The 15,828-nt window shown below is 62.0% G+C and carries 17 protein-coding genes, 1 tRNA gene and 3 pseudogenes; 18 read left to right on the top strand and 3 right to left on the bottom strand.

Going from position 1 to position 15,828, the window contains the following annotated elements:
• Positions 1 to 480: a 50S ribosomal protein L13 gene (gene rplM, locus G7076_RS03460; RefSeq protein WP_166203327.1), complete on the bottom strand. Its 480-nt coding sequence runs from the start codon at positions 478 to 480 to the stop codon at positions 1 to 3.
• Positions 481 to 690: 210 nt separating this feature from the next.
• Here rplM and G7076_RS03465 point away from each other — a divergent pair, with 210 nt between their 5' ends.
• Complete coding sequence (locus G7076_RS03465) at positions 691 to 1,221, top strand: hypothetical protein (RefSeq protein WP_166200450.1); 531 nt, start codon at positions 691 to 693, stop codon at positions 1,219 to 1,221.
• Here G7076_RS03465 and cutA read toward each other — a convergent pair.
• Both cutA and G7076_RS03475 read right to left on the bottom strand, forming a co-directional pair.
• Complete coding sequence (cutA, locus tag G7076_RS03470; protein ID WP_240913861.1) at positions 1,218 to 1,532, bottom strand: divalent-cation tolerance protein CutA; 315 nt, start codon at positions 1,530 to 1,532, stop codon at positions 1,218 to 1,220. The genes G7076_RS03465 and cutA overlap by 4 nt on opposite strands.
• On the bottom strand, positions 1,529 to 2,554 hold the full coding sequence (locus tag G7076_RS03475) for a COX15/CtaA family protein (RefSeq protein ID WP_166200452.1): 1,026 nt from the start codon (positions 2,552 to 2,554) through the stop codon (positions 1,529 to 1,531). Before G7076_RS03475 ends, cutA begins: the two co-directional genes overlap by 4 nt.
• Positions 2,555 to 2,660: 106 nt before the next feature.
• On the opposite strand from G7076_RS03475, the gene G7076_RS03480 reads away from it, so the two are divergent.
• The 17 genes and pseudogenes from G7076_RS03480 (at position 2,661) to G7076_RS03560 (ending at position 15,809) form a co-directional block, all read left to right on the top strand.
• Positions 2,661 to 3,029, top strand: a complete 369-nt coding sequence (locus G7076_RS03480) for a MerC domain-containing protein (protein WP_166200454.1) — start codon at positions 2,661 to 2,663, stop codon at positions 3,027 to 3,029.
• Positions 3,030 to 3,080: 51 nt separating this feature from the next.
• Positions 3,081 to 3,539, top strand: a complete 459-nt coding sequence (locus tag G7076_RS03485; protein WP_166200456.1) for a transcriptional repressor — start codon at positions 3,081 to 3,083, stop codon at positions 3,537 to 3,539.
• Positions 3,540 to 3,560: 21 nt separating this feature from the next.
• A complete protein-coding gene (pnuC, locus tag G7076_RS03490; protein WP_166200458.1) occupies positions 3,561 to 4,115 on the top strand; it encodes a nicotinamide riboside transporter PnuC in 555 nt (184 codons plus the stop codon).
• A complete protein-coding gene (locus G7076_RS03495) occupies positions 4,112 to 4,630 on the top strand; it encodes an ATP-binding protein (RefSeq protein ID WP_166200460.1) in 519 nt (172 codons plus the stop codon). Before pnuC ends, G7076_RS03495 begins: the two co-directional genes overlap by 4 nt.
• A gap of 73 nt (positions 4,631 to 4,703) precedes the next feature.
• Positions 4,704 to 6,636 (top strand): annotated as a pseudogene (gene dxs / locus G7076_RS03500) (1-deoxy-D-xylulose-5-phosphate synthase).
• Positions 6,633 to 7,378: pseudogene (locus G7076_RS03505) on the top strand (TlyA family RNA methyltransferase). The pseudogenes dxs and G7076_RS03505 overlap by 4 nt, the downstream one beginning before the upstream one ends.
• Positions 7,375 to 7,911, top strand: coding sequence for a TspO/MBR family protein (locus G7076_RS03510; RefSeq protein WP_166200462.1), 537 nt, complete (start codon positions 7,375 to 7,377; stop codon positions 7,909 to 7,911). Before G7076_RS03505 ends, G7076_RS03510 begins: the two are co-directional and overlap by 4 nt.
• A gap of 3 nt (positions 7,912 to 7,914) precedes the next feature.
• Complete coding sequence (locus tag G7076_RS03515) at positions 7,915 to 8,196, top strand: accessory factor UbiK family protein (RefSeq protein ID WP_166200464.1); 282 nt, start codon at positions 7,915 to 7,917, stop codon at positions 8,194 to 8,196.
• Positions 8,197 to 8,199: 3 nt separating this feature from the next.
• Positions 8,200 to 8,703, top strand: coding sequence for a YbjN domain-containing protein (locus tag G7076_RS03520; protein WP_166203331.1), 504 nt, complete (start codon positions 8,200 to 8,202; stop codon positions 8,701 to 8,703).
• Between the two features lie 55 nt (positions 8,704 to 8,758).
• Positions 8,759 to 9,498: pseudogene (locus tag G7076_RS03525) on the top strand (pyrroline-5-carboxylate reductase dimerization domain-containing protein).
• Between the two features lie 50 nt (positions 9,499 to 9,548).
• Positions 9,549 to 10,442 carry a branched-chain amino acid aminotransferase gene (locus tag G7076_RS03535; RefSeq protein WP_166200468.1) on the top strand — a complete coding sequence of 298 codons (894 nt, stop codon included), beginning with the start codon at positions 9,549 to 9,551 and terminating at the stop codon, positions 10,440 to 10,442.
• A gap of 82 nt (positions 10,443 to 10,524) precedes the next feature.
• Entirely contained in the window at positions 10,525 to 12,882 is a 2,358-nt protein-coding gene (locus G7076_RS03540; RefSeq protein WP_166200470.1) for an EAL domain-containing protein, read from the top strand.
• Between the two features lie 99 nt (positions 12,883 to 12,981).
• Positions 12,982 to 13,056 (top strand) — tRNA-Gln (locus G7076_RS03545).
• Between the two features lie 93 nt (positions 13,057 to 13,149).
• Complete coding sequence (locus tag G7076_RS03550; RefSeq protein ID WP_166200472.1) at positions 13,150 to 14,145, top strand: phosphatase PAP2 family protein; 996 nt, start codon at positions 13,150 to 13,152, stop codon at positions 14,143 to 14,145.
• 63 nt (positions 14,146 to 14,208) lie between these two features.
• A complete protein-coding gene (locus tag G7076_RS03555; protein ID WP_240913956.1) occupies positions 14,209 to 15,048 on the top strand; it encodes a hypothetical protein in 840 nt (279 codons plus the stop codon).
• Positions 15,049 to 15,052: 4 nt separating this feature from the next.
• Positions 15,053 to 15,220 carry a M23 family metallopeptidase gene (locus G7076_RS12350; protein WP_240913949.1) on the top strand — a complete coding sequence of 56 codons (168 nt, stop codon included), beginning with the start codon at positions 15,053 to 15,055 and terminating at the stop codon, positions 15,218 to 15,220.
• A gap of 394 nt (positions 15,221 to 15,614) precedes the next feature.
• Positions 15,615 to 15,809, top strand: a complete 195-nt coding sequence (locus G7076_RS03560) for a Flp family type IVb pilin (RefSeq protein WP_166200474.1) — start codon at positions 15,615 to 15,617, stop codon at positions 15,807 to 15,809.
• Positions 15,810 to 15,828 lie beyond the last annotated feature (19 nt).

Here is a 15,828-nt window from a genome sequence, read left to right on the forward strand (position 1 = left end):
TTATGCGCCCACCTTGTTCTTGCGGTTCATCGACGCGACGTCGAGAGTTTGGGGATTCTGGCCGCCGTGCGGATGCTCGGTGCCATTGTAGAGGTGCAGCGAGCGCATCTGCTCGCGGCCGAGCGGGCCGCGCGGGATCATCCGCTCAACGGCCTTTTCAAGCACGCGCTCCGGAAAGCGGCCCTCGAGAACCTTGCCCGCTGGGGTTTCCTTGAGCCCGCCGGCATAGCCGGTGTGCTTGTAGTAGATCTTCTGCTTCAGCTTGTTGCCGGTGAAGCGCACCTTGTCCGCGTTGATGACGACGACATGGTCGCCGCAATCGACATGTGGAGTGAAGCTTGGCTTGTGCTTGCCGCGCAGGATGTTGGCGATGATCGTGGCGACACGACCGACGACCAAATTCTCGGCATCGATGAGATGCCACTTCTTCTCGACCTCAGCCGGCTTTGCCGACTTGGTGGTCTTCATCAGCGCCTTCATGGCGTCCACCTCTTCTCAAAACAGGAAAACGCCGGCACGAAAGCCAGCGCTTGTGGCGTGCTATTCGCGGTGTGGGGTCAAAAAGTCAAGCAAAAGCGGGCGATTGCAGACGGGTAAAACAATACCCGGACCCGTTTGGTGCGTAAATCGTGAGTTCAGACTTCCGGCATAAATTTTGCTCTGCTCATTCATCAGATGCTGGAGGATTTGATGCGTAAGCTTCTCAAAATTGGATTGATCGGAGTCGCCGGGGCCGCCCTTGCCGGGGCTGCGGTCGCTGCCGAACAGACCGCCAAGACCATGCAGGTGCCGCTTGCCGATGGCTCGATCGTGTCCATTCAATATACGGGCAACGTCGCCCCGAAAGTCACCGTTGTGCCAGCGACCAGACCCGTCGGCCTGCCGTCGTTCTGGATGCTTCCGGATTTCGCCGGCTTCGACCGGATTTTCGCGGACATGAACCGCCGTCATGCGGAGATGGTGCGCCGGATGGAGAGCCTCTCGCGTCAGCCGTTGTCCGGCAACCCCGGACTAAACCTTGCGGCCGCCGGCAACATGCCAGAGGGGTCGACCAGCGTTAGCGTCGTTACCGTAAGCAATGGCGGCAAGACGTGCACCCGGACGACCGAAATCGTCTCGCAGGGTAACGGCAAGCCGCCAAAGGTGGCCAGCGGTGTCAGTGGCGATTGCAGCCAAGGGGCGAAAAGCGATACGAAGCCGGCACTTTTGAACCAGACTTAGCCAACGCTTTCTTCGACCCAATCGCCGTAGGCCGCGAGAAGCTTGGCGATCGGCCAGACGGCGATGGCCGGGACGGAGTAGCTGTGCCGGTCAGAGATGGCCTCGATCAGCGCATCAGCCTGGTGGAGCGTCGTCTTAAACAGGGCCGGCACCTCGCTCCCCGTCTCGATCGCGCCTTCCCAGCGATAGATGCTGCGGCATGGCTGGAGGATGTTGACGCAAGCGGCGAGGCGCTGCTCGACCATCGCTCGACCGATGCTCTGGGCCTCGGCCTGGTCCGCGAAAACCACGTAGACTGTGACGACGCTCACTGCTCGCGCCGCCCAGTGACATGCATTCCCCAGGCGGTCGCGCCGACGACGATTGCTCCAACCGCCTGGTGAAGAACGGCGAGGACGATGCTCATGCCGGTCATGACGGTGGCGATCCCGAGGATGATCTGCGTCCCGAAAGCGCTGTGAATGGCCACCGACGCCTTACGCTCGGTTGTTCGCACCCGGCGCGCCAGGACGACCAGCGCCGCGACCACGACCCATGCCCACCAGCGGTGAAGGAAGTGGATGAGGTAGGGGTCGTGGGTCAGCGCGAACAGGACGCCGCGACCCCAGTCGATGCCGTCCGGCACGAGACGGTCGTTCATCAGGGGCCATGTGTTCGAAACGTAACCGGCGTCGAGTCCGGCGACCCAGGCGCCGAGCAGGAGCTGGACGAAAAGGACAAGCGCCACGGCGAGCGACAGACCGGTCAATCGCGCCGGACGGTTTTCACCAGTTCGTGCGAGCTGCCTCAAGTCGAGGGCGGTCCACACCAGGCCGCCGAGGATGAACAGCGCGGTCAACAAGTGGGCGGAAAGGCGGAAGTGGCTGACGTCAGTACGGTCGACGAGTCCCGACTGGACCATGTACCAGCCGAGCGCACCCTGGCTCGCGCCAAGCGCCAGTAGGGCGAGGAGCCGCCAGCCATAGCCGGACGGGATCGCCCGGCGCAACGCGAACCAGGCGAGCGGCAATGCGAAGGCAAGCCCCACCAGACGGCCGAGTAATCGGTGGACCCATTCCCAGAAGAAAATGAACTTGTATTGCGCGAGGTCCATCCCGGCTGGGCCATTGACTTCAATATATTCCGGAGTCGCTCGGTACAGATCGAACGCGCGCTGCCACGATTCATCGCTCATTGGCGGCAAGGTCCCGCGGATCAGGTCCCAGCGGGTGATGCTGAGACCGCTTTCGGTCAGCCGGGTGATGCCCCCGACGACGACCATTGCGAAAACCAGCGCGGCAACGAAGAGCAGCCAATTGGCGATTGCGTTTGGGCGAGCCGTGGGCGTTGTCATTGTGCGGCGCGATATGGCGGCTCTATCGCTTTCTGCCAATATCCGCGCAAATGCGTGCGATGTGATATTGTAACTTCGCAAGCAGCGATATATATCCGCGGCAGCTATGGCGTTGCGTGCAATCCAGACAGGCAAACTCGACCGGCTGGCCATTGGCCTGTCCGGCCTTTGCCTTGTCCATTGCCTGGCGACGACGGTGGCTTTTGCGCTCCTCGCTAGCGCTGGCAGCGTCCTCGGCGCCAACTGGATCCACGAAGTAGGCTTGGCAATTGCCATGGTCATGGGTGCGGTGTCGCTCGGCAAGGGCATCCTCGAGCATGGCTATGCAATGCCGTCGGCAGTCGGCGGCCTCGGGCTCGGCGTCATGGCCGGGGCTCTTACGCTTCCCCATGACGGTTCAGAAGCGATGGCGACGGTAATAGGCGTCGCGATCCTCGCGCTCGGCCACCGCCTCAACTTCATCGCATCGGAATAGGCGTCCGGACGGCCGCTTGTCCGGCCTTAATAACCGCATTATCGCGAGTTCATGACCGCTCATGCGCATCGGCTTCATCGCGGCGATTCGCTGAAGGCCGCCGCGCGCCAGCAAATGGCCGAGCGCGGCGAGCAATGGACCGCGATGCGGGAATCGGTCTTCGACGCTCTTGCCGGCTTTGACCGTCCCGCTTCTGCTTATGACGTTGCCGAGGCCGTTTCCGAGGCTGAAGGACGGCGCATCGCCGCGAATAGCATTTATCGGATCCTCGACCTGTTTGTCGCCTCGAACCTCGCTATGCGCGTCGAGAGCGTGAATGCCTATATTGTCAACCAGCACCCGGGCTGCCTTCACGATTGCATATTCCTCATTTGCGATCGTTGCGGCCAGACCAAGCATATCGACGATGACACGCTCTCCAACGGCGTAAGGGACGCGGCGGCAAAGGCCGGCTTCGAGCCCGTTCGGCCGATCATCGAAGTGCGCGGCCGCTGCAGCGATTGCAGCTGATCACGGGCGCGGGGGGCAGTCGTGGGTTCGCTTGAAATCGCCGCGGCGATCCTTGGCGTCGTCACGGTGTTCCTGGTTGTCCGCCGATCGGTGTGGAACTACCCGTTCGCGCTCGCGATGGTCGCCCTGTACTTCGTCGTTTTCCTCGAAGCGCGGCTCTATTCCGATGCATTGCTGCAAATCTTCTTCTTTGCCATCAACATCTATGGCTGGTGGGCCTGGTACCATGCGCCTCGGGTCGACCACGGAGTAGAGGTTGTCGCGATGAGTGGAAATTCGCGACTGGCCTGGCTGGCGGCGACCCTGGCAGCAAGCCTCGGCTGGGGATTCCTGATGGCCCGCTTCACCGATGCAGCCGCGCCGTTTGCTGACGCCGCGGTTGCGGGAACGAGCATTGCCGCGCAAATCCTCCAGTCGCTGCGACGGATCGAGACCTGGGTATTGTGGATCGCGGTCGACGTCGGGGCGATCGGCCTGTTCTGGTCGCGCGAGCTCCTCGTCACCGCCGGCCTTTATGCCTTGTTCCTTGTCATGTCCGTGTCCGGACTCGTCGAATGGAAAAGGCGCCTCGCATGACCCTGATTGTCGTTCATGGTGCGGAGAGCACTGGCAAGACGACTCTCGGGCGCGAACTCGCCTCCGCTCATGGCGGGCTTTTCCTGCCTGAGTTCGGCCGGACGTGGTGCGAGATCTTCGGCACTGACTGCACTGCCGAAGATCTGGTCGAGATCGGGCAGTACCAGCAACGCAATATCGAAGAGGCTCTTGCCGACCGGCCGTTCGTGATCAGCGATACTGATTCGTTGATGACCGCCGCTTGGGCGGAGATGATGCTGGGAGCAGTCCCGCCCGAGCTCCTCGGCGCGCGCAAGGCCGACCTTTATCTCCATTGCGCCATCGACGTTCCGTTCGTCGATGACGGGCTTCGGATCTTCGGCAATCCTGTGGAGCGGCAGCGGTTCGACTCCATTGCCCGGCAAGTGCTTGAAGAGGCGGGCGTGCGGGTTCTCGAAGTGAGCGGGAATTGGGATCACCGGCTGGCGATCGCATCTGCCGCGGTCGAGGAGCTGCTTTCCGCCGCCAAAGCCTAAGCAATTCCTGAGGATTTGCTGAAACGCCCTGCAAGTCGTGACTCGAACATCGCGCGCAGCTAAGACCGTACGAATGTCCGACCGACCGAACACTCCGCTTCTGGACCGGGTCCACTATCCGGCCGACCTCCGCACCCTCTCGAAAGACCAGCTTCCGCAGCTGGCCAATGAGCTTCGGGAAGAAATGATCTCCGCAGTGTCCGTCACCGGCGGGCACCTTGGCGCTGGGCTCGGCGTGGTCGAGCTTACAGTGGCCATCCACTACGTTTTCGATACGCCCACCGATCGGTTGGTATGGGACGTCGGCCACCAGGCCTACCCACACAAGATCATCACGGGCCGGCGGGACCGCATCCGCACGATCCGGCAGGGCGGGGGACTTTCCGGCTTCACGAAGCGCAGCGAGAGTGAATATGACCCGTTCGGCGCAGCGCATAGTTCGACCAGCATTTCGGCCGCGCTCGGCTTTGCCGTGTCGAACAAGCTTGCCGGCCAGCCCGGACGCGGAATCGCCGTGATCGGCGACGGGGCGATGAGCGCCGGAATGGCCTATGAGGCGATGAATAACGCTCACGCCGCGGGAAACCGCTTGATCGTCATCCTCAACGACAACGACATGTCCATTGCGCCCCGGTCGGGAGCTTGCGCAACTCGCTCGCCCGTCTGGTGAGCTCCGACAAATATCTCGGTCCGAGACGCGTCGCCAAGCAGATCGCTCGGGCCATGCCTGAACCGGTTCGCCGCACGGCCAAGCGTATCGAGGAATACGCGCGCGGGCTCGTCACCGGCGGGACACTCTTCGAAGAACTTGGCTTCTACTACGTTGGGCCGGTCGACGGCCACGACGTTCGGGCACTCGTCGAGGTCCTGGAGAACGTTCGCGATGCCGAGGATGGACCGATTCTTGTCCATGCCGTCACCCACAAGGGCAAAGGCTATGGCCCGGCCGAGAACAGCGCCGACAAATATCACGGCGTGGTCAAGTTCGATGTCGTATCCGGCAAGCAGGACAAGGGCCCGAGCGGGGGCCGCCAAGCTATACCGGGGTCTTCGCCGACGCCCTGAAGGCCGAGATGGCGCGGGACGAGAAGATCGTCGCCATCACCGCAGCGATGCCGTCAGGCACCGGGCTCGACAAGGTCGAAGCGGCCTATCCCGAGCGTACATTCGATGTCGGAATCGCCGAGCAGCACGCCGTGACCTTCGCGGCTGGCATGGCGGCAGAGGGTCACAAGCCTTTCTGCGCGATCTATTCGACCTTCCTGCAGCGCGCCTACGATCAGGTCGTCCACGATGTCGCCATCCAGAATCTGCCGGTCCGCTTCGCGATGGACCGGGCCGGGCTGGTTGGTGCAGACGGCTGCACCCACGCCGGAAGCTTCGACCTCGCTTACCTGGGCACCTTGCCGAACCTGGTGGTCATGGCGGCCGCGGATGAGGTCGAGCTGACGCACATGGTCCACACGATGGCCATGTACGATGACGGGCCGATCGCGGTTCGCTATCCGCGCGGCAACGGACGTGGTTTGCCGATGCCGGCGACACCTGAGAGGCTCGAGATCGGCAAGGGCCGTATCGTGCGCGAGGGCAAGACAGTCGCAATCCTTTCGCTCGGGACCCGGCTCGAGGAAGCCGAGAAGGCCGCCGAGATGCTCGAGGCCAAGGGCCTGTCGACGACGGTCGCGGACATGCGTTTCATGAAGCCGCTCGACGAGGCCCTGATCCGCAAGTTGCTGACGACCCACGAAGTCGCAGTGACAATCGAAGAAGCGGCGATCGGCGGCTTCGGCGCGCACGTGCTGACCATGGCTAGTGATGAAGGCCTGATCGACGGCGGGCTGAAGCTTCGCACGATGCGCCTGCCTGACAGGTTCCAGGACCAGGACAAGCCGGAAAAGCAGTATGACGAAGCGAGCCTCAATGCGCCGCACATCGTCGAGACGGTTCTGAAGGCGCTTCGCCGCAATGACGTCGGCGTGGAGGCCGACGCGGGAGCGCTCGCCTGAGCGGGAAGGCGAAGGTCCGCGCCGACCAGTTGCTCGTCGCCCGCGGGCTGGCCGAGAGCCGGACCCGAGCCCAGGCGCTGATCATGAGCGGCAACGTCTTCGTCGGCGACAAGCGCGTCGCCAAGGCCGGCGACCAGCTTCCCGAGGACGCCGAGCTCAACTTGAAAGGCCGTGATCATCCTTGGGTGTCGCGCGGCGGTGTCAAGCTTCACCACGGCCTCACGCATTTCGGGATTGACGTCGTGGGGATGACCGCTCTCGACGTCGGAAGCTCTACTGGGGCTTTACCGACGTGCTGTTGAGCCGCGGCGCGGTCCGGGTCCACGCGGTCGATGTCGGCACGAATCAGCTGGCCTGGAAGCTTCGGCAAGATCAGCGCGTCGTCGTCCATGAGCAGACCAACGCGCGCGACCTGAACCGCCAAATCATTCCGGATGCGATCGACATCGTTGTCTGCGACGCGAGCTTCATCTCACTCGCCAAGGTACTCGACACGGCACTCGACCTCGCCCGTCCGGGCGCCTGGTTGCTTGCGCTTGTTAAGCCCCAGTTCGAGGCCGGGCGCGAGGAAGTAGGCAAGGGCGGCGTTGTTCGCGATCCCGAAGTCCACAAGCGCGTCTGCGAGGAGGCAGCGGCCTGGGTCGAATCCAAGGGTTGGCGCGTATTGGGTGTCGAACCGAGCCCAATCACCGGGCCGGAGGGCAATATCGAGTTCCTGCTCGCTGCGCAGAAGGAGGCATGATGGCTACGATAGAAAGGAATGACCGAGGCATCTGGTCAAAGGCGCTGGTCACCGTGCCGCTGATCGTGGGTATTGGCACGCTGATGGGTTATCTGTCGAATAGCGGCTTTTCAAACGACTGGTACGCAGGGCTTGAGAAGCCGGCGTTCCAGCCGCCGGGCTGGGCCTTCGGAGTGGTGTGGACCACCCTCTACACGATGATGGGGATTGCCCTCGCCACCATCCTGAATGAGCCCGACAGCAAACAAAGGCGGACGGCCTTGTCGCTGTTTGGTGTTCAACTTGGCCTCAATTTCGGTTGGTCTCCCTTTTTTTTCGGCGCGCACATGATCGACGTCGCGCTGATCATCATCATTGTCATGCTGCTGACGGCGGCGGCGACAGCGAACCTGTTCCGCCGGATCCGCCCGGTGGCAGGATGGCTGCTCCTTCCCTATCTTCTGTGGTTGTGCCTTGCGACGGCTCTCAACTATGAGACCGGCAGGCTGAACCCGGGCGCCGACGCCGCGCCGCTTGGAATTACTGGAGCTTGAACCATGCAATCGCAAAATCGGATGCTCGACGACTTCGCCAAAATGATGAACGGGCTGGCGGGGACGATGGCCGGAATGGGCCGGGAGGCCGAATCGTCGATGCGCGAGAAGATGCGTGAATGGGTCGGCGGGATGGATTTCGTCAGCCGCGAGGAGTTCGAGGCGGTGAAGGCCATGGCGGTTGCTGCGCGAGACGAGAATGAAGCGCTGAAGGCCCGGCTCGATGCGCTGGAAGCATGCGGCGCAGCCAAGCCCAAGGCGGGCAAAACCGAAAAGGGAGCCTGACCGCTGCCCGACATCGCCGAACAGGACGAGCGCGACGACGGCGCCCCGATCGACATCCTCGAGCAATATTTTGAAGCACGCGGCTGGCCGTCGGAGCGTGCTGGCGACGGCGAAATTATCGCCTACGCTTCGGGAAGCTGGGCGCAATATGAGCTTCGCGGCGTTTGGCGCAGCGAAGACCAGGTGCTTCAATTCCTCGCCTTTCCCGACATCAAGGTCGCTGTCGAAAAACGCAGCGCGATCCACGAGGCACTCTGCCTGATCAACGAGCAGCTCTGGCTCGGGCATTTCGAACTGTGGTCGGGCTCGGGCCTGATCGTTTTTCGCCACGCTGCGCTCGTTGGCCAGTCGGACAGCCTGTCGTTCGATCAAGCCGAGGCGATTGCCGAAGCAGCGCTCGAGGAATGCGAGCGCTTCTACCCGGTGTTCCAGTTTGTCCTATGGGGCGGCAAGTCGCCGACGGAGGCCATTTCCGCAGCGCTGATCGAAACCGCCGGCGAAGCTTGATCCGATGACCGACGGTACACTGTGGTTCGTCGGTTGCGGGAATATGGCCGGCGCGATGGTTGAAGGCTGGCGACGAGCAGGGAAAGATTTCTCCGAAGCCCTCGCAATCCGGCCTTCCGGAACTCCGGTTGAAGGTGTGCCCACGGTCTCCGCCATTCCCGGCTGCGGTGAGCCTGAGACAGTTATTTTAGGGTTCAAGCCGCAAAAACTCGACGAGGTCGTGCCAGCACTGGAGCCGCGCGTCGGTTCAAAGACGCAGATTATCTCCATTCTCGCCGGCGTAGAGTTAGCCAGCCTTCGGGCGCGTTTCCCGCGCGCCGCATCGATCGTTCGCGCCATGCCGAACCTGCCGGTCAGCGAAGGCCGCGGAGTCGTTGCGCTGGTTGGCGAACAACCCGTCGAGCAAGAAACCGCGCAATTTTTCGAGCAGCTCGGTCTTGTCCATCTTGCGCGCAACGAAACGGAATTCGGCGCCGTCGGAGCGCTGGCCGGGGCGGGGCCGGCCTATGTGGCTCGTTTCATCGCTGCGATGGGGAAGGCTGGCGAAGAGCGGGGCTTTCCGCATCGGACTCGGCCCGCATCGCACTGCAAACTGTGCTTGGCACGGCACTAATGGCCGAAAGCAGGGACGAGGACATGGCGTCGGTCGCCCGCCGCGTCGCTAGCCCCAAGGGCACGACAGAAGCCGGGCTTGCCGTGCTTGATGAGGATGGCGCGCTCGATCGTCTCATTGCGCGTACGCTCGAGGCCGCGGCGCGACGGTCGACCGAACTGGCCGCGGCTGCACGCGGTTGATTCCGTTCCGACCGTCGCCTAGGCGGGGCGCTCGCTGACAGGGGAGACGAATGGCCGCGCTGCAACCCTATGACGATCGCGACGGGTGGATCTGGCTGGATGGAAAGCTGGTGCCTTGGCGCGAGGCAAACGTCCACATTCTGACCCATGCGCTCCACTATGCCTCTTCGGTTTTCGAAGGCCAGCGGGCCTATGGCGGCAAGATCTTCAAGCTCAGCGAACATAGCGCCCGGCTACGCCGTTCGGCCGAGCTTCTCGGAATGGAGCTGCCGTGGAGCGTCGAGCAACTCGACGCCGCCTGCATAGAAACGCTTGAGGCCAATGGCCTGACCGACGCCTACATGCGGCCGGTCGCCTGGCGCGGTTCGGAGCAGATGGGCGTCAGCGCGCAGGCAACAAAACCGCACGTGGCAATCGCGTGCTGGACATGGGGCAAGTATTTCGATCCGGCCTTGGCCGAAAAGGGAATCCGCCTCGACATCGCCCCGTGGCGCCGGCCCGCGCCCTACACGGCGCCCACGGAATCAAAGGCTTCAGGCCTCTACATGATCTGCACGCTCAGCAAGCATTATGCCGAGAACCGCGGGTATAACGACGCATTGATGCTCGATTGGCGCGGCCAGGTAGCCGAAGCGACGGGCGCGAATACGTTCTTCGTCCGCGATGGCGCGCTCCACACGCCGACCCCTGACTGCTTCCTAAATGGGATCACCCGCCGCACGGTGATGGACCTTGCGCGGCGGCGCGGCATCGAGGTCATCGAGCGTGCGATCTGGCCCGAAGAACTGGAAACCTTCGAGCAGATGTTCATCACCGGGAGCGCTGCTGAAGTGACCTTCGTAGGCTCGGCGGGTCCATGGAATTTCGAAGTCGGCGATCTCTCACGCCAGCTTGCGAAGGATTATGACGACCTCGTCAACGGCCGAATTCCCAACCGCGATTGAGCCCTTCACAATTCCTTTGCGATTTCTCATTATCCCCCGCACTGAGCCGATGATTATCTGCCTGGGGGTAAGTGAGTAGTTCGTGAGCGCATCGGCGAATCCCTTCAAGATCCGCGAGAACGAACTCGACGTCGGCGCCGAGCGCATCACGATACGTGAACTGCTTTCCGTGCGCCCACCTTCGGAGCCGCGGAAGATGGCAATCCGGCAGGCGCAGCTCGAGGCAATCGTCCGCATGGTGCCGGTAACGGTCGGCGGTCAGTTCGCTGCGATCGCGCTGATCGCATATTCGCTGGTCGGCCAGGTTCCGCTATCCCAGCTCCTGCCGTGGCTCGCATCCGCAGCCATCTTGTGCGTGCTTCGCGGCTATCGCGCGTGGAAGCTGCGGGACGATCGGGACTATGCCCGGTCGAAGCCCGCGGATGCCGCCGTCATCGTCCGGATCGTGGCTCTGCTCGCCGGGCTGTGGCTGATTCCGCCGATTTTCTGGTTTCCGAATAGCGGTCATAACGAGCAGCTCATATTGGTCTTGACCGGCCTCGGTCTGATCAGCGTAGGCGGCGTGACCCTCGTGACGCTTCCGTCCGCAGCATTGGTCTATCTTGCATTTCTCGGCGCCGGAAACATCGTGATGGCTGCCTTTCTTGGTGGTCCGATCCTCGCGGCGTTGGCGCTGCTGCATGCCGCGATCCTTGCCTGGGTCGCGTTGACAAGCGCGCGCCGGTTCGTCGCCCAGGTGGGGTCGCGTTATGACCTGCTCGAACGAAGCGAATTGGTCTCGCTGTTGCGGGAGTTCGAGGCTAGCGGCAGCGGCGGGATCTGGGAGTTGGGACGAGAGCTCAAGCTCACTTACATTTCAGAAGAACTGGCAAACCGCGTCGGCTCGACACAGGAGCGAATGCTCGGGCGGCATGTGCGGAAACTCATCGACCCCACCGGACAGAACGCGCGCCTATCGGAAGGCACTAGGACGCTATTCCATCACCTGGAAAACGGCGTGCCGTTCCGCGATCTCGCCATCCCGGCGAGCGCTTCGAAAACGTGGTGGTCGCTGTCCGGGAAGCCCGTGCACGATCCATCCGGAACGGTCATTGGCTGGCGCGGTGTTGGCTCCGACATCACGGATGTTCGGCTCTCCGGCAATGACGCCGTCAGCGCGGCACGCCGGGACCCGCTGACCGGGCTCGCCAACCGTCTTCTCGTCCGCGAGCACCTCGAAGAGGCACTGCTGGCGCAGCTCGATGGCAATCAGCGTTGCAGCTTGCTCCTTGTCGATCTCGATCGCTTCAAGCTGGTCAACGATACGCTTGGCCATGCGGTCGGCGACCAATTGCTTTGCGCGGTCGCCCGTCGACTCGAAGTCGCGGCGGGTAGCAATGCGCATGTTGGTCGCCTTGGCGGCGACGAGTTCGCGATCGTCGTATACGGCGACCAATCCGTTGAACGGCTTGGTCACCTTGCGGGTCGGATCATCGCTGAGGTGTCTCGCACTTTCGTCATCGGCATTGCCCGGCTCCACGTCGGTGCATCCGTCGGGATTGCCCGCGGCGGCCTCGACGGACAAGCCGAGGAAGCACTCATGCGCGCCGCCGATCTTGCGCTTTACCAGGCCAAGGAGAACGGGCGCGGCAGCTACGCCTTGTTCCGGTCGGAGATGTACGAGCGCGCGGAATATCACCGACTGCTTGAGAACGACGTCCGAGACGCGCTCCAGGAAAACGCGCTTTCGCTGTCGTATCAGCCGCTGGTCGATGCGGCGAGCGGCGCGGTTGTCGGACGTGAAGCGCTGCTGCGCTGGAACCATCCGATTCGTGGTCCCATCCCGCCCGATTCATTCATCCCGGTCATCGAGGACGCGGGCCTTATCCACCAGATCGGCGACTGGGTAATCCGCGAGGCCTGCCGGCAAGCGGCGCGCTGGGACGATGACCTCAGCATCGCCGTCAATATTTCCGCCGCGCAATTGGGTGGGAGCGGCCTTGCCGAAACCGTGCTGACCGCGCTTGCTTCCACCGGACTCCGGCCGGACCGTCTCGAGCTCGAGGTGACGGAGAGCATCTTCCTTGGGGACGACATCGCAACCCTGGCCTCGCTCGAGCGATTGCGTTCGCTTGGCGTTCGGCTTGTGCTCGACGACTTCGGTAAGGGCTATTCCTCGTTCGGGTACCTGTCGAAAGCGCATTTCTCCAAGATCAAGATCGAGCAGGCTTTCGTGCGCGGTGCTGCGGCCGGCCAGCGCGATTGCCTGGCGATCGTGAACGCCATTGTCGCGCTAGCGAAGGGGTTGGGCATCGAGACCACGGCCGAAGGCGTGGAAGACGAGCAGCAGGCCGAGACCATGCGGAGCCTGGGCTGCGATCAGTTGCAGGGCTATCATTTCGGCTTCCCGGTCCCGTCCGCGGAGCTTGCTGACGAGCAAGCCGAGCGCCGTCGCGCATAGCCCGTTTTCGGGGCGTTCGGGCACCCTTGGCATTCCTGCAAGCGCGGCTATAAGCCCGGCTCCCGAGTGATGGGCGAAGCCCCGTCGCATCGCGCCTGCTGGGGCGTCGCCAAGTGGTAAGGCACCGGTTTTTGGTACCGGCATTCGCAGGTTCGAATCCTGCCGCCCCAGCCAGATGATCGAAATGATGGGATTTGCGTCGAACTGGGACGCGACTGACGTCTCGTTAGCTTCACACGCGATCGCAATGAATGTTAACCGTCATCGATGGGAACTGCCTCGGATAGAAGTTGGCTCATTCCTTCCGTTGCCATGACGGGAGTTCTTGCGCTCTTTGTCATTCTCTTCGCGCCCGCGGAGGCTAACTATCGGTCGGCGCTCGGGCTGCTGCCGCTTTGGACGCTCTGCGCTGTGGTTATCTCTCTGTGCGCTGCCCTGCCAATGATTTTTGCCATGATGCGCCGCAAGGAGGAGCGGCCTATCGCGACAATGACTAAGCTGATCAAGCAACGTTGGAAAAAATTGTTGGTCGTATTCGTAGGCTTCGAGCTGGCGGGTTTAAATATGATCGCGTTCATGTGGGCCAAGCCCCTTTTGAACTACCTTGTCCCATTCTGGGCCGATCCGCTGTTGCTCAAAATCGACAGCATAATCTTGCTTGGTGTCCGGCCCGATCGATTTCTAGCGGGTCTGAACACCGACGGTCTAGCTATCTTCTATCATCGCTTCTGGTTTGCAATGATGGTGGCAGCCTTGCTTTACACCCTCACACTGCAGCCTTCGCGCCGCAAATCAGCATTGCTGCTCACGTATTTTGCGCTGTGGACCTTCGTTGGTCCGATCGTACACAGTCTTCTTCCTGCCGGCGGGCCTATTTTCTATGAACGTCTAGGGCACGGTCACCTCTTTGTGCCCGGCGCTCCTAAAACCAACGAACTGGCCGATTATCTTTGGAGCATTTATTCGAAAACAGGTTTCGGTCCTGGCGCTGGCATTTCCGCGATGCCATCACTTCATATTGCGACAATTGTCTGGGTCTGCATAGTTGCGCGCGGTCGTTGGCGTTGGCCAACTTACGCCGCCTCCTTCCTCATCTTCTTACTCTCTATGTCTCTCGGATGGCATTATGCCGTGGACGGAATCGTGGGTGGATTTGCAGCGATCGCACTGTATCGTCTTATGATAAGTGTAATCGGCGACAGGCGCGCGGACCATTCTGCAACCGATGGCTTTACCCGGGACCCTATCCAAGACCCCGCTTGACTCCCGCGGTCAATTAACGGGATGATAACGCCGTCGGTATTTTGGCCGGCGGGCGGGGGATCGATGGGGATCCATACCGATTTTGGAGAGCGGTTGCGCGCACCGGTTCGGGCCGGGGCGGGCAATGCCATGCGCTCGCCGCCGCTACTGATTGCCGGTGGGTGCATCTTCATTGCGATTGCAATGATCGCAGTGCCGTCATTTTCGGGGCGTGCGAAAGCGACTGCATCCGTGCAGGAGACAGCGATCCCGCAGCCAGCCTATCTCGGACGATTGCTCGATGAGGAACGATCGCAAGTCTCGGCCTCGCCGGTCGCCGAGCCTAACCCGATCCAAAGATTTCGCGGCCGCCTCAACGAGGGCCTGGTCGCGGCGTTAGGGGAAAGCGGTGTCCCCGCCGATGTCGCCCACGGTTTCATGAACACCATTTCCGCCCGCTCAAGGGGCCTGGACATCGGTCCGGATGATCACTTTGATCTTGTCATTGACTTGGGCGCCTCCGGCGGACCCACCCTCGTCTATGCGGCGCTCGACCGTGTAGGCGCCAGCGATGTCCAGCTCATTCGAATCGATGGCAGGTGGGTCGAAGCCGATGGTGGGGACCGCCGCACAGTTCGGCCAGTCAGCGGACGCCTTACGTCACGCTTTGGGATGCGCCACCATCCGCTTCTCGGCTATTCGCGTCTTCACAAGGGGGTTGATTTCGCCGCGGCATATGGCGCCCCCGTTCTCGCCGCGGCGTCCGGAAATATCATCGGTGCTGGGTGGGCAGGGGGTATGGGCGGCAGGTGCGGATCACCCACGGCGGGGGACTGTCCAGCAGCTACAGTCATCTCTCCCGGCTGGCGGTTGCGCCGGGGGCTATGTCCGTGCCGGTCAAGTCATCGGCTATGCCGGATCTAGCGGCCTGTCGACCGGGCCGCACGTGCATTACGAAGTGCGGCGAAACGGTGTGCCGATAGATCCGCTCGGCGCCGGGCTTGCTTCCGCCGCACCGATGGACCCGAACATGCAGTCCAAACTTCGCGAGCGGCTCTCGGCCCTGATGCGCCTCGCTCCACAACCGCGCGGCTAAGCATTTAAAAAGTATTCGGCAACGTAACGATTCGACTTTTTGTTCGGAGCCCCGTTGCCGAAATGCCACCGCGCTAGGTTTTCCACACATCATCCACAGAGCGGAGATATCCCAGATTGGGACTCGTGGGACAAGTTTCACGAGACGTGCTCGCGAGGGGAAAACAGGCAAATCAGTATCTTATGAACCACCTGTCAAATATGATTCATAATCTACGTCAACAATTTATAGTTGACAGCAAGTTAACGAAGGGTGACTTTTCCAAACAGCGAGTTGGCCGGGGGCCGTCGCCGCGGGGTTATGTAGCGTTTTCGATACCACGGCTCGACACCCGACCGGGTCGCTGAAGGCGGATGCAAGGGGAACTGCGTCCGTCCAGGCGAAGGATAGAAACATGAAAACGCTAATTCGTATGCTGAAAGACAATTCGGGCGCGGCTGCGGCCGAATATGCACTCATTCTCGCTATTGTCGGCGCCGGCATCGCTGCTGCAGCTTTTGCTCTCGGTCAAGATATTTCGAACGCCATGGGCGCTGCAGGTAATTGCATCACCAATGTCACGAGCAATGCTGCTGCAAGCCAGTGCTGACGTGAGGCGGCTGGCCTTC

It is taken from the genome of Sphingomonas sp. HDW15A (assembly GCF_011301715.1).
Lineage (GTDB): Bacteria > Pseudomonadota > Alphaproteobacteria > Sphingomonadales > Sphingomonadaceae > Sphingomicrobium.

Coding starts and splice junctions, on each gene's coding strand:
- G7076_RS03480 (WP_166200454.1), top strand. CDS start 2,661: ATGGCGTTGCGTGCAATCCAGACAGGCAAACTCGACCGGCTGGCCATT.
- G7076_RS03475 (WP_166200452.1), bottom strand. CDS start 2,554: ATGACAACGCCCACGGCTCGCCCAAACGCAATCGCCAATTGGCTGCTC.
- G7076_RS03560 (WP_166200474.1), top strand. CDS start 15,615: ATGAAAACGCTAATTCGTATGCTGAAAGACAATTCGGGCGCGGCTGCG.
- G7076_RS03515 (WP_166200464.1), top strand. CDS start 7,915: ATGCAATCGCAAAATCGGATGCTCGACGACTTCGCCAAAATGATGAAC.
- G7076_RS03495 (WP_166200460.1), top strand. CDS start 4,112: ATGACCCTGATTGTCGTTCATGGTGCGGAGAGCACTGGCAAGACGACT.
- G7076_RS03535 (WP_166200468.1), top strand. CDS start 9,549: ATGGCCGCGCTGCAACCCTATGACGATCGCGACGGGTGGATCTGGCTG.
- G7076_RS03510 (WP_166200462.1), top strand. CDS start 7,375: ATGATGGCTACGATAGAAAGGAATGACCGAGGCATCTGGTCAAAGGCG.
- G7076_RS03465 (WP_166200450.1), top strand. CDS start 691: ATGCGTAAGCTTCTCAAAATTGGATTGATCGGAGTCGCCGGGGCCGCC.
- G7076_RS03555 (WP_240913956.1), top strand. CDS start 14,209: ATGGGGATCCATACCGATTTTGGAGAGCGGTTGCGCGCACCGGTTCGG.
- G7076_RS03485 (WP_166200456.1), top strand. CDS start 3,081: ATGACCGCTCATGCGCATCGGCTTCATCGCGGCGATTCGCTGAAGGCC.
- G7076_RS03550 (WP_166200472.1), top strand. CDS start 13,150: ATGGGAACTGCCTCGGATAGAAGTTGGCTCATTCCTTCCGTTGCCATG.
- rplM (WP_166203327.1), bottom strand. CDS start 480: ATGAAGGCGCTGATGAAGACCACCAAGTCGGCAAAGCCGGCTGAGGTC.